We start from the raw sequence: 12,469 nt of genomic DNA, 5'->3' as shown, positions 1-12,469 counted from the left end.
TCCCCGTTGCGACATCTTCGAAGTATTCACATTCGATTCCCGGGCGGTGGATCCAGGCCCGGGACATTCGCCTCCGGGACCTTACAAGAAGGCCCGGTCGACGTCAAACTACTTGGCGCTTCGCACAGTTGCCGGACCGTCTTCGACGGACTCCTCCGGAGGATTCGCGGATTCCCGCCGAACGAGCGGCGCAGCGGTCGCCGGAAATGCGCCGGCGGGCTCGTCGGCGTACTCCCGCAGGCCGATCCGGTCGTGCAGCCGGCGCAGCAGGGGCGGCGCCCACCAGTTCGCCCGCCCGGCCAGCCGCATGAAGGCGGGCACCAGCAGGCCGCGGACCAGCGTGGCGTCCACCACGACCGCCAAGGCCAGGCCCACGCCGAGGAGTTTGAGCAGGGTGAGCCCGGAGGAGGCGAAGGTGACGAAGACCGTTCCGATCAGCACCGCGCCCGCGGTCATCACCCGCCCGGTCCGCTCCAGGCCGAGCGCGACGGACTGCGCGTTGTCCCCGCTGCGGAGGAATTCCTCCCGAATCCTGGAAAGCAGGAACACCTCGTAGTCCATGGACAGTCCGAACGCGATGCAGAACATCAGGACCGGCATTGTCGCATCGATCATCCCGGTCGTGATGAAATCCCCGACCAGCCATTTCAGATGGCCGTCCTGGAAGACGTAGACCATCGATCCGAAGGTGGCGGTGAGGCTCAGCAGATTCAGGACGATCGCCTTCACCGGGATGAGCAGGCTGCCGGTGAAGAGGAAGAGCAGGGCGAAGGTCATCACCGCGATCAGACCCAGCGCCAACGGCAGTTTCCCGCCGGTGGCGTGCGTGGTGTCGACGAGTTGCGCGGCCTGCCCGCCGACCTGCACCGGGCCGGGCGCCCCGTCGGCGGACCGGACGGCCGCCACCAGTGCGCGTCCCTCCGGCGAGTACGGCTCCACCGAGGAGACGACCGACAGCCGGCTGCCCGCGGCGGCGGTGAAGCGCTCGGCCGCCGGCGCCGGCGGCGCGACCTGCCGGCCGGCCGCGTAGGACCCGGTGAGGGCGTCCACCCGCTGCACGCCCGGCACCGTCGAGAGCCGCTCCGCGTACCCGGGGAGCAGCCGCTGCGCGTCGGCCCCGGCCACCCCCTTCACGACGACCGGGATCGGGTTGGTCTCCCCCAGGTCGTAGTTGTCCCGCAGGTACTGCGCCGACTGGCGGGCCGGCGAGGAGGCCGGCAGGACCCGGTCGTCCGCGAGGCTGAACGACGCGGACAGGAACGGGCTGCCCAGCAGCAGGAGCAGACCGACGATCACGGTCACGATCGGGACGGGGCGCCGCATCACGCCCAGCGCCAGCCGCTGCCAGAACCCGCTCGGCGTGCGGCGCCGGAACCTGGCGAACAGGTCGAGGCTGTTCACCCGGTGGCCGAGCACCGCCAGCAGCGCGGGCAGCGCGACCACCGAGGTCAGCGCCGCAACCAGCACGACGGCGATGCCGCCGTAGGCGATCGAGCGGAAGAAGTACATCGGGAAGACCAGCAGCGCCGCGAGCGAGAGAGCGACCGTGACGCCGGAGAAGAGCACGGTCAGACCCGCCGTGCGGACGGTGGTGCGCACCGCCTCGGCCACGTCGGCGCCGGCCGCGAGCTCGTCGCGGAACCTGCTGATCACGAAGAGGCTGTAGTCGATGGCGAGTCCGAGCCCCAGCGCCGTGGTGACGTTGAGCGCGAAGACCGACACCGGGGTGGCCTCGGTGAGCAGCTGCAGCACGGCGGTGGTGGAGAGCACGGAGATGCCGCCGACCGCGAGCGGCACGAGTGCGGCGGCGAGGCTGCCGAAGATCAGCACCAGCAGGACGAGCGTGATCGGTGCGACGATCAGTTCGGCCCGCAGCAGGTCGTCGGCGGACACCCGCTCGACCTCGACGTAGGTCTGGGCGATCCCGGTGACCTTCAGGTCGAGCCGGTCGTCGCCGAGTTGAGGGACGATCCGCTTGGCCGCGGCCTGGTAGACGCCCTCGTTCCCGCCGAGCCGGACCAGCACCAGCCCGCTGTCGCCGTCCTTGGCCCGCAGCGAGGCGGGCCGGCCGGCGCTCCAGTAGGAGTCGGCCGAGACCACGCCGTCGAACCCGCGGAGGCGTTCGACCAGGCCGTTGGCGGCGGAGACGACCTCCGGGTCCTCCAGCGACCTGCCGCCGCGTCCGGAGACGATCAGCACCAGGTTGGGCGCGCCGGTGCCGAAGTCCCCGGCCAGCGCCTCGTCGACCTGCATCGACTCGGACGCCGGGTCCTGGAACCCGCCGTTGGCCAGGTGCTGCTGGACGCCCGCACCGTAGAACCCCGCCAGGGCGGCGACGAACACGGTCAGGGCGAGGATCAGACCTCTTCTGGCAACCGCCAGTCGGGCGATGACGTTCACGAAGCTCCTTCACGAGGACGCCGCACCGCGAGGGGCGGTGCGGCTCTGCTCAGGCCCGGACCGGGACATGCGCCCAGGCGACCGGAGAGTCCTCAAGGGCCCTGCTGGACGGACGGCATGGCGTCGCATCAGGTGAAGCGGGCGCAGCAGGGCGCCCGAAGTCGAACACGCTGTCCAACTTAACTACTAGGCGGCATAGGGTCAAGGGTCGAATCGATGGCATGCACCTGCACAGGTGGCATGCGGCCGCCGGGCCGGACTCTCCGGAGGGAGACCATAACTCAAACAGAGTTGTTCAACTTATCCCTCGTGCGGTATCCCTATCTCGTACACGCTGTACGAGATAGCGAGACGAGGAGGGCCTCATGGCGCACGCCACCCACCCGGCCGCCGACGCCGGTCGCCACGGTCACGGGCACGGTCACGGGCACGGACACGGACACGGACACGGACACGAGGACGGCCACGGCCACGGCCACGACCAGGAGCACGGCCACGACCACCCGCCCGCGCACCCGAAGCGCTGGCTGCTGCTGACCCTGCTCTGCCTCTCGCAGTTCATGCTGATCGTGGACGTGACCGTGATCAACGTGGCGCTGCCCAGCATCGGCGCCGACCTCGACCTCAGCCGCACCACGCTGACCTGGGCGGTGACCGCCTACACCCTCTGCTTCGGCGGCCTGATGCTGCTCGGCGGCCGCCTGGCCGACGCCTTCGGAGCACGGCGCCTGCTGCTCACCGGCCTGGTCGTCTTCACCCTCGCCTCGCTGGCGACCGGCCTGGCCGAGAACGCCGGCGTCCTGATCGGCGGCCGGCTCGCGCAGGGCGTCGGCGCGGCGCTGCTCTCCCCCGCCGCGCTCGCCACCATCACCCGCACCTTCCACGGCCCCGAGCGGAACAAGGCTCTGGGCATCTGGGCGATGCTCGGCGGCATCGGCTTCGCGGTCGGCGCCATGCTCGGCGGCGTGCTCACCGCCGGCCCGGGCTGGAGCTGGGTCTTCTTCATCAACGTCCCGGTCGGCGCCGCCCTGCTCGCCGCGCTCCCCCCGCTGCTCGCCGCGACCCCCGCCCCCGGCGACCGCCGGATCGACCTGCCCGGCGCGGTCCTGGTCACCGCGGCCACCGGTTCGCTGATCTACGGCCTGATCAAGGCGGGCGACGCCGGCTGGGCCTCGGCCGCCACCCTGCTGCCACTGGCCGCCGCCGTCCTGCTCTACGCCGCGTTCACGCTGGTCGAGCGCCGGACCGCCGCGCCCCTGATGGACCTGCGCATCCTCGCCAAGCGCCCGGTCGCCGCCGGCTCGTTCCTGATGCTCGTCGCCACCGGCCTGCTGCTCGGCTTCGTCTTCCTCGGCTCGCTCTACCTCCAGGACGTGCGCGGACTGTCCGCCCTCTCCACCGGCGCGCTGCTGCTGCCCGTCGCCGTCGCCACGGCGGTCGGCGCCCACCTCGCCGCGCACCTGATCGCCCACGCCGGCACCCGCCTGGTCGCCGCGGCCGGGCTGCTGGTCTCGGCGACCGGCAGCGTCGTGCTCGCCGTCTCCGACAGCACCGCGGGTACGGTCGTCGGGCTGGCGGTCGGCGCCGTCGGCATCATCCCGGTCTTCGTCTCCGCCACCACCACGGCGCTCGGCTTCATCTCCCACGACGAGGCCGGCATCGCCTCCGGCGTCGTCAACACCTTCCACGAGGTCGGCGGGACGGTCGGGGTGGCCACGGTGTCCACCGTCGCCGCCACCGGGATCGCCGCGCACACCTCGGCCGGATTCCCGGGCGCCTACACGGCGCTGGCCGTCGCGGCCGCCGTGGCCGCGGTGGTCGCACTGGTCGTCATCCCCAAGGGCAAGCCCGAGATGCCCGCCGGCGTTCACGTCCACTGAAGGGGAACCGCGATCGGTCTTTAGACTCCGTCCCATGGAATCCGAACACCGCAGCGGCGCCGCGAACGCCCGACGGGGAACGCCCGCCCACCCCCGTCGGGCCGACGCCGAGCGCAACATCGCCGCCATCCTCGCCGCCGCGACAAGCTGCTTCGCCAAGAACCCCAACGCCAGCATGACCGAGATCGCCGCTGCGGCGGGCGTCGGCCGGGTCACCCTGTACGGCCACTTCTCCTCGCGCGAGGCGCTGCTGAGCGAGCTGATGGAGCGCGCCCTCTCCGAGGTCGCCACCGTTCTGGAGGCCACCGGCCTCGACGAGGGCCCGGCCGACGAGACGCTCCGCACCTTCATCCGGTCCTCCTGGCAACTGCTGGACCGCAACCTGCGCATGCTGCACGCCGCCCGCCGGGCCCTGCCCGCCGAAGCCGTGCACGACCACCACCTCGGCATCCTCTCGGCGATGGACCGCCTCATCACCCGGGGCCGACAGGAAGGAGTGTTCCGCGATGACCTCCCGGCCCACTGGCTGGTCAGCACCGTCTACGCCCTGGTCCAGGCCGCCGGCGACCAGGTCGAGGCCGGCCGGTTCACCTCCGAGGAGGCCCTCGACGCCCTGGACGCCACCCTCACCTCCGCCCTGCGGCGCGCCTGAGCAGCACCGGGCCGCCGGCCCGTCGGCAGGGGTGCCCGGCCCGTGACGAGTGCCTACCGATTCCTGCTCACCCCCCGCTGGCTGGGCGGCACGGCCCTCGCGCTGGCCGCCGCCACCGTCTGCCTCTGGCTCGGCACGTGGCAGCTCGGCCGCTTCCACGAGAAGGCGGCCGCCGGCCGGCACGAGAGCACCCGCCAGGCCGCCGAAACCGTGCCGCTGGACAGCCTTCTGACGGACAGTCAACCCGTGGTGCGCACCGACACGGCCGGGCGCACCGTGACCGCCACCGGCCACTGGGACAGCGCGCACCAACTGCTCGTACCCGACCGCACCGTGGACGGCAGCCGGGGCTACTACGTCCTCACCCCGCTCCGCACCGGCACCGGCCGCGCCGTGGCCGTGGTCCGCGGCTGGACGGCCGGCGCCCCCGGCTCCGCCACTCCACCGCCCGCCGCGCCGGACGGCCCGGTGACGGTGACCGGGCGCCTCCACCCCCCGGAGAACAGCGGCAAGCACGGCGCGGTGGCCGGGGGCCTGCCCGCGGGCCAGCTGGGCACCATCAGCCCGGCGGCCCTGGTCAACCTGCTCCCGTACGCCCTCTACGACGGCTGGATCGCCGCCGACACCGCGCCCGACGGCCTCACCCCGGTGGCCGCACTGCCCGTGCAGGCCGGCACCGGGCTGACCCTCAAGTCGTTCCAGAACCTCGGCTACACGGGCGAGTGGTTCGTCTTCGCAGGGTTCGTCCTCTTCATGTGGTTCCGCCTCGCCCGCCGCGAGGCCGAGACCACCGCGGACCGCGACCTCGGCCTCACCGGCGACGACGACGGCTCGGGCCGCGACGGGAGCCTCGGTGCCCTCGGCGCACTCGGCGCACTCCGCCGGGAGTGAGCGGCAAGGCCTGCGGCCGACGCCGGCCCGCACGGCGTCAGCAAGCCGTAAGAGCGTCCCGGGCCGCGGCGCGCAGACCGGCTCCTAGAGTGGTCGGACAGCTACCGAGGGAGGAAGTGAACATGACGACGGATCAGTCGGCGCCGAGCGCCGAACTGGGCGTGATCGGCGGCTCCGGCCTGTACGCACTGCTGGAGGACGTCACCGAGGTGCGCGTCGACACTCCGTACGGGGCACCCAGCGACGCGCTGTTCATCGGCGAGGTCGCCGGCCGGCAGGTGGCGTTCCTGCCCCGGCACGGCCGGGGCCACCGCCTGCCGCCGCACCGGATCAACTACCGGGCCAACCTGTGGGCACTGCACTCCCTGGGCGTGCGCCAGGTGCTGGGGCCGTGCGCGGTGGGCGGGCTGCGCCCGGAGTACGGCCCCGGGACGCTGCTGGTGCCGGACCAGTTCGTCGACCGCACCTCCGGCCGGACGCAGACCTTCTACGACGGCCTGCCGCTGCCCGGCGGCACCGTCCCGGAGGTGGTGCACGTGTCGATGGCCGACCCGTACTGCCCGGCCGGGCGGCAGGTCGCGCTCGGTGCCGCCCGCGCGGCCGACTGGGAGCCGGTGGACGGCGGCACGCTGGTGGTGATCGAGGGCCCGCGCTTCTCCACCCGCGCCGAGTCCCGCTGGTTCACCGCCAACGGGTGGTCGGTGGTCGGCATGACCGGCCACCCCGAGGCCGCTCTGGCCCGCGAACTCGGCCTCTGCTACACCTCCTTGACGCTGGTCACCGACCTCGACGCGGGGGTGGAGAGCGGGGCGGGGGTCACCCACACCGAGGTGCTGGAGGTCTTCGCCCGCAACGTCGACCGGCTGCGCACGGTGCTGTTCAAGGCGCTGGAGAGCCTGCCGGCGACGCGCGACTGCGTCTGCCCGCACGCCCTGGACGGCCTCACGACGGGTCTGCCGGGCGTACCCGGCGCCTGATCCGCACCGGCCGGCGCCCGACCCGTGGCGGCCGGCGCCCGACCCGTGGCGGCCGGCGCCGCCACCACCGGGCGAGCGCGATCAGCAGCGCGAGCCCGGCGGTGGCGCCCAGCACCAGCAACCAGTTGCGCAGGTACGCCAGCGGCAGCACCGACGGATTGCCGTGGTCGATGTCGGCCCGCAGCACGGCCGGCAGACCGACCGCGGTCACCGCCGCCGCGACGACCAGCCAGCCCCGCAGCACGGGCCCGCGCGCCAGGTAGGCACCGGTCAGGCAGACCGCCGGCACCCAGAGACCGTCGTGCAGCACCGGCGCGCCCACCGCCCAGACCAACACCTCCCACGGGGCGGTGATGTACGGGTCGCCGAGCATCCCCGCCAGGCCGTAGCCGATCAGGGCGAGACCGCCGGCCAGCAGGACCGGGCGCAGCCATCGAACCATCAGAGGACCTCCAGCCGCTCGACCCACTTGGTCTGCAGCACCCCGGGCCGGTTCGGCGCGATGATCCGCGCCGGGAAGCCGTGGTCGGCCGCCAGCACCTCGCCGTCGACCCGCAGCGCGAGCAGGGTCAGCGGATCGTCCGCGTACTCGGCGGGCATCTCCATCACCCGGTACGGCCCGTCCTGCTCCAGCGAGGTGACCCGGACCGCGGAGCCGGCCGGCGCGCCGGCCAGGGCCAGCAGGTCGACCACCCGGACGCCGGTCCAGCGCGCGGACGCGCTCCAGCCCTCCACACAGGAGATCGGCAACACCACGTTGTGCTGCGGGAGTTCACCCAGCTCGGCAAGGCTCATCCGGTACGGCCGCGGGCCGTCCACCAGCAGCCGCCAGTCGGCCGGAACGGTGAGCGTCCCGGCCTGGGCGGCCGTCCGGTTGACCGGCAGACCCTGCGGACCGAGATCGGGGCGGCGCGGCGCCAGCAGGTCCAGCCGGCTCAGCCAGGGGACGGTCTGCCCGGCCGTGGTGAGGGTGACGGCACCGACGGCAGCGGTGACCGCGGTGAGGAAGGCCCGTCGCTGCGGCAGGCCCACCGCCGGACGGCGCCAGTTCCGCGCGATCAGAGGGGCCTTGGCCGCGATGTGCACCAACAGCCCGCCGACGGCCAGCCAGCCCAGCCAGAAGTGGGTCTGCCGGAACGGGAACGGCCACGGATACCACTGCAGGGTGTTGAACAGCCCGGTGAACAGCTCCAGCAGGGTCGCCGCCACCAGGAGGGCGATGCCCAGGCGCTCCAGCGCGTGCAGCACGCTGCGCGCCGGGGGCCACTCGAACAGCCTGGGGTAGACCGTCCAGAGCTTCGCCCCGACCAGCGGGATCGCCGCGATCCCGCTGATCACGTGCAGGCCCTGGGTGATCCGGTAGCCGTTCACCGGCCGGCTCCACAGGTACGGGACCAGCCGGTGGGGCGGCTCCTGCAGCACGTGGCTGAGCAGCCCGGTCAGGAAGCAGGTCAGCAGCGCCGCGCCGAGCCAGCGGCCGAGCACGACCGCCGTCCGCGGCTCGTGCAGCACGGACGTGAAGGCGCCGGCACGGAACGGGCCGCGGCGCAGGTAGGCGGGCGGCTCGGGCAGCGGAGGATCGTACTGGCGGCCTGCGCCGGGGGGATTCGAGGTCACGGGTTCATCGAACCGCCGGACCGCCGTCCGGTGGGGCTCCGACGTGCTTACGGAATCCGAACGGCGCCACGCCACTGCGGCCGGGGGGCGCCGGCCGGTGGCAGGGTGGGCCCGTGCTCACTCGTGCTCTGCTCGCCCTGTCCGCCCTGGTCGGAGGCCTCGCCCTCACCGTCACCGGCGGCGGCACGCTCGGCCACCGCGCCCCGCTCCTCGGCTGGTACGCCGCCGACGCCGCGCTGTTCGCGCTCGCCCTGCTCGCTCTGCGGCGGGTGCCGGATCGTCAGGTGGTGCCGCTGGTCCTGGCCGGCAGCGTCGCGGTGGCCGCCGTCGGGCTGCTCGCACCGCCGCGCACCAGCGACGACTCCTACCGCTACGTCTGGGACGGCCGCGTCCAGGCCGCCGGCATCTCCCCGTACGCCCATGCCCCCGACGACCCGGCGCTCGCCCGGCTGCGCGAGCCGGGGCTCTGGCCCACCGGCGGCTCGTGCGACGGCTGGGACGAGCGTCGGACGGCGGCCGGGGACTGCACCCGGATCAACCGGCCCGCCGTGCACACCATCTATCCACCGGTGGCGGAGGGGTGGTTCCTCACCGTCCATCCCTTCGGCGGCGGCGTGCGCGGGGTTCAGGCGGCGGGGGCGCTGCTGGCGGTGGCGACCACGGGGGCGCTGCTCGCGGTCGGCCGGGGTCGCCCGCGGGAGGGACGGCGGGCGGCGCTGTGGGGGTGGTGCCCCGGCGTCGCCGTCTGGGCGGTCAACGACGCCCACGTCGACACGCTGGGGGCCCTGCTGCTGGTCGCCGGGCTGGGCTGCACCGCCCGGCGGCGCCCGTTGGCCGGGGGCGCGCTGCTCGGCGCGGCCATCGCGGCCAAGCTGCTCCCGGGCCTCGCACTGCCAGGGGCTCTCGCCCGCCGCCCGGCACGCGAGACGGTCGCGCTGCTGGGGGCGGCGATCGGCGCGTTCGCGTTCTCCTACCTGCCGTACGTGGCCGCCTCGGGCACCGGGGTGCTCGGATACCTGCCGGGCTACCTGCGCGAGGAGGGCTACCAGCAGGGGAGCATCAACCGCTTCGGGCTGCTACGGCTGGTTCTGCCGGACCTGCTGCTGCCCTGGGCCGCCGGGCTGGTGCTGGCGGCCGTGGTCGTCCTGGTCCTGCGGCGCGGGGACCCGGCCCGCCCCTGGGGCGGCGCGCTGCTGGTCACCGGGACGGCCCTGCTGCTGGTGGCCCCGGCCTACCCCTGGTACGGGCTGCTGGTGGTGGCCCTGGTGGCACTGGACGGCCGGTGGGAGTGGCTTGCCGTCCCGGCCGCCGGGCAGGTTCTCTACCTGACCGGTGGCACGGGCGCCCAGCAGGCCGCGTACGGCGCGGCGCTGTTGTGCGTGGCGGGGGGAGCGGCATTGCGGCGGCGGGGGCGGGGGCGGGGGCCCGGGCGGGGGGTTCGGCGACCCGGCCGGCCGCTGCCCGACGGGGCGGAGCTCTCCGCCGGCCGGTGACCTGCGGACCCGGCCGCGGCGGGAGGTGACCTGCGGACCCGGCCGCGGCGGGAGGTGGGCGCCGAACTCCTTGTGATCCTCCTGTGCCACTGTGATCCTGGTGTGGCGCTCGTGTGGCGCTCTTCCGGCCTCTTCCCCCGACCCCTTGTTGCCGCCCGGCACATCTGGCAGGCTCGGCCGCGACGCCTCGAAGGGTGCCGCCGGGGCACCCCTGACCGAGGAGCCGAGAGGCGGTTGGGCGACAGCCGCACGCGTGGTGCACGACCGGCACCCTGCAAGACTCCCCTGGACCCCGGCCCAAATCTCCCATCCCCGCCCCCGCGCGGCGGAAGCACGGCGGCGCCGGTCCCGACTCCGGTCCGGACCGGGAACAGCGCGCCCCGGTCCCGCCCGCGATCTCACTCCCGGCCCGGACCCGGCCCCCGCCGAAGTGCGAGGAAGCGCCGGCCGTGCGAGGCCCAGCGCTCGGCCTCGGTCAGGCCGACGGCAGCGGCCCGGCGCAGGGCGGCGGTCGTTCCGAGCCGGGCCCAGGGGAAGGACGGGCCGAGGCTGCCGTCCCGGCCCTCGACCCGGACGACGACGATCTCCTCCACCTCGTCCCGCTCCACTTCGACCAGCAGCAGCCCGTCCGGCGCGATGAGTTCGGCGCCCCGGCGGAGCAGCGCGTCCGGGTCGCCGCCGATCCCGACGTTGCCGTCGGCGAGCAGCGCGGCGCCCCAGCGCCCCTCGGCGGGCAACCGGTCGAAGACCGAGCGGCGCAACGCCGGACCGCCCAGTCCGACCGTGCGCGCCACGGCCGCCCCGGTGACGTCGATCCCGAGCGCCGGGACGCCGAGGGCGAGCAGCGCGGCCACCAGCCGGCCGGGCCCGCAGCCGAGGTCCACCACCGGCGCGGCCAGGTGGGCGCAGCGCAGCAGCAGGCTGTGGTCGGCCCCGGCGGCGGGCGCGCACCACCGCTCGATGTCCAGGGGCAGCCGGCTGCCGTCCTCGCCGCGCAGCCAGAGCGGGCCCCGACCGGTGCGAACGGCCTCGGCGAAGGGGTCGTCCGCCCAGGCGGCGGTGCGCGTCAACGCGGCACCTCCGGGGCGGGGTCGGCGGCCCGCAACCGCTCGGCGAACCGGGTGTGCGGCGCCTCGGCCGCGACCAGGCGGGCGTCCTGGATGACGTCCACGTCGACGAGCACAGGGAGTTGACGAATCGTCAATTCTTCGGCGGCCAGTCGTTCGAGAAGCACGGCGCCGGTGTCCGGGGCGGACATCGGCACGCCCCGCAGGAGCCGGACGGCCGACTCCGGTGTGGGGCGGGCCAGCCCGAGCGCCCAGAAACCGCCGTCGGCGGCCGGGCCGTACCAGGCGTCCACGCCGGCCCGGCGGGCGGCGGACAGCGGCTCGGCCAGGGCGGCGGCGGCCAGCTGCGGAGTGTCCATGCCGACCAGCAGTGCGGGCGCGTCCGGAGCCGCCGCGGCCGCGTGCGCGAAGGCGGCGGCCAGCCGCTCGTCCAACCCGCCGCCGGACTGCGGGACGACCTCCCAGCCGGGCGGCAGCCACTCGCCGGGCTCGCCGTCCAGGACGAGCAGGCGCCGCCCGGCGGGCACCGTGGACAGGGTGTGCAGGGTGTCGGCGAGGGCCGCCTCGGCCAGGGCGGCGGCCTGCTCGGGCGTGCAGGGCGGAGTGAGGCGGGTCTTCACCCGGCCGGGGACCGGCGCCTTGGCGATCACCAGCAGGGTCGGCGGCGGCGCGGCCAGCACCGCCCGCATGTCGCGCACCGCCTGCCGGGTGCCGCGCAGCGTGCCGGTGACCTTCGACCGGCCCGTGCGCGGCAGGTAGTCGACGGGCGTCTCGGCGATCCGCATCCCGGCCGACGCGGCGGCGAGGACCATCTCCAGCGGATAGCCGGAGCGCCGGTCGCCCAGGCCGAGGGCCAGCAGCCGGTCGCGGCGGGCGGCCCGCATCGGGCCGAGGTCGTGCAGCGGGGCACCGGTACGGGCCCGCAGGCGCCGGGCCAGAACGGCGTTGGCCAGACGGGCGTGCGCCGGCCAGGCACCGGCGGCGACCGGTCGGCGGCGACCGAGCACCAGGTCCGCCGTGCCGGCCAGCACCGGGCCGGTCACCCGGGGCAGTTGGGCCGGGTCGAGCGAGCCGTCGCAGTCCAGGAAGCAGACCAGCTCGGCGGTGGCCGCGCGCAGCCCGGCATGGCAGGCGGCGCCGAACCCCCGTCGAGGCTCCTCGACGACGGTGGCGCCCAGCGAGCGGGCGAGGTCGGCGGAGCCGTCCCGGGAGCCGTTGTCCACGACGACCGCACGCCAGCCGGCGGGGATCCGCCCGAGCACCCAGGGCAGCGCGGCGGCCTCGTCCAGGCACGGCAGGACGACGTCGACGGTGCCCGGCGCGGCGGTGGCGGTGGTGGGAGAAGGGGTGGGTGTGGTCACCCGGCTCACGCTAACCGCGCCGCTGCGGCCTCCGACGGTGCCGGAGCCTTACGGAAGTCGGACGTCGCACCGGCCGACCCGTCCGGCCGACCCGTCCGGCGGAGCCGGCCGGGGGCGGCCTCCGCCCCGCG

The 12,469-nt window shown here is 74.8% G+C and carries 10 protein-coding genes and 1 pseudogene; 5 read left to right on the top strand and 6 right to left on the bottom strand.

What is annotated here, in order from left to right; genetic code table 11:
* Positions 1–108 precede the first annotated feature (108 nt).
* Entirely contained in the window at positions 109–2,400 is a 2,292-nt protein-coding gene (locus ACIPSC_RS29970; protein ID WP_400829895.1) for an MMPL family transporter, read from the bottom strand.
* 365 nt (positions 2,401–2,765) lie between these two features.
* Between ACIPSC_RS29970 and ACIPSC_RS29965 the strand changes: the two genes are divergently transcribed.
* The 4 genes from ACIPSC_RS29965 (at position 2,766) to ACIPSC_RS29950 (ending at position 6,800) form a co-directional block, all read left to right on the top strand.
* Positions 2,766–4,280, top strand: coding sequence for an MFS transporter (locus ACIPSC_RS29965; RefSeq protein ID WP_400829892.1), 1,515 nt, complete (start codon positions 2,766–2,768; stop codon positions 4,278–4,280).
* Between the two features lie 34 nt (positions 4,281–4,314).
* A complete protein-coding gene (locus ACIPSC_RS29960) occupies positions 4,315–4,932 on the top strand; it encodes a TetR/AcrR family transcriptional regulator (RefSeq protein WP_400829890.1) in 618 nt (205 codons plus the stop codon).
* Between the two features lie 42 nt (positions 4,933–4,974).
* Complete coding sequence (locus ACIPSC_RS29955) at positions 4,975–5,823, top strand: SURF1 family protein (RefSeq protein ID WP_400829887.1); 849 nt, start codon at positions 4,975–4,977, stop codon at positions 5,821–5,823.
* A 122-nt stretch (positions 5,824–5,945) separates the two neighbouring features.
* Positions 5,946–6,800, top strand: a complete 855-nt coding sequence (locus tag ACIPSC_RS29950; RefSeq protein WP_400829885.1) for an S-methyl-5'-thioadenosine phosphorylase — start codon at positions 5,946–5,948, stop codon at positions 6,798–6,800.
* On the opposite strand, the gene ACIPSC_RS29945 is transcribed toward ACIPSC_RS29950, so the two are convergent.
* The gene (locus ACIPSC_RS29945) at positions 6,766–7,242 is read right to left on the bottom strand and encodes a hypothetical protein (protein ID WP_400829883.1); all 477 of its coding nucleotides are present in this window, start codon (positions 7,240–7,242) and stop codon (positions 6,766–6,768) included. The genes ACIPSC_RS29950 and ACIPSC_RS29945 overlap by 35 nt on opposite strands.
* Positions 7,242–8,372, bottom strand: coding sequence for a molybdopterin-dependent oxidoreductase (locus tag ACIPSC_RS29940; RefSeq protein ID WP_400830058.1), 1,131 nt, complete (start codon positions 8,370–8,372; stop codon positions 7,242–7,244). Before ACIPSC_RS29940 ends, ACIPSC_RS29945 begins: the two co-directional genes overlap by 1 nt.
* 158 nt (positions 8,373–8,530) lie before the next feature.
* On the opposite strand from ACIPSC_RS29940, the gene ACIPSC_RS29935 reads away from it, so the two are divergent.
* A complete protein-coding gene (locus tag ACIPSC_RS29935; RefSeq protein WP_400829881.1) occupies positions 8,531–9,910 on the top strand; it encodes a glycosyltransferase 87 family protein in 1,380 nt (459 codons plus the stop codon).
* A 398-nt stretch (positions 9,911–10,308) separates the two neighbouring features.
* On the opposite strand, the gene ACIPSC_RS29930 is transcribed toward ACIPSC_RS29935, so the two are convergent.
* From ACIPSC_RS29930 to ACIPSC_RS29920, 3 genes and pseudogenes are all read right to left on the bottom strand, one after another.
* Entirely contained in the window at positions 10,309–10,980 is a 672-nt protein-coding gene (locus tag ACIPSC_RS29930; protein WP_400829879.1) for an SAM-dependent methyltransferase, read from the bottom strand.
* Positions 10,977–11,504 carry a DUF2064 domain-containing protein gene (locus tag ACIPSC_RS29925; protein WP_400830054.1) on the bottom strand — a complete coding sequence of 176 codons (528 nt, stop codon included), beginning with the start codon at positions 11,502–11,504 and terminating at the stop codon, positions 10,977–10,979. The genes ACIPSC_RS29930 and ACIPSC_RS29925 overlap by 4 nt, the downstream gene beginning before the upstream one ends.
* A gap of 108 nt (positions 11,505–11,612) precedes the next feature.
* Positions 11,613–12,347: pseudogene (locus ACIPSC_RS29920) on the bottom strand (glycosyltransferase family 2 protein); the annotation flags it as partial.
* Between the last annotated feature and the right edge of the window lie 122 nt (positions 12,348–12,469).

Source organism: Kitasatospora sp. NPDC090091 (genome assembly GCF_044747365.1).
Taxonomy (GTDB): Bacteria; Actinomycetota; Actinomycetes; order Streptomycetales; family Streptomycetaceae; genus Kitasatospora.
Note: the sequence above shows the minus strand (reverse complement) of the source record. Positions and strands in the feature narration are given on the sequence as shown.

Coding starts and splice junctions, on each gene's coding strand:
- ACIPSC_RS29960 (WP_400829890.1), top strand. CDS start 4,315: ATGGAATCCGAACACCGCAGCGGCGCCGCGAACGCCCGACGGGGAACG.
- ACIPSC_RS29950 (WP_400829885.1), top strand. CDS start 5,946: ATGACGACGGATCAGTCGGCGCCGAGCGCCGAACTGGGCGTGATCGGC.
- ACIPSC_RS29965 (WP_400829892.1), top strand. CDS start 2,766: ATGGCGCACGCCACCCACCCGGCCGCCGACGCCGGTCGCCACGGTCAC.
- ACIPSC_RS29945 (WP_400829883.1), bottom strand. CDS start 7,242: ATGGTTCGATGGCTGCGCCCGGTCCTGCTGGCCGGCGGTCTCGCCCTG.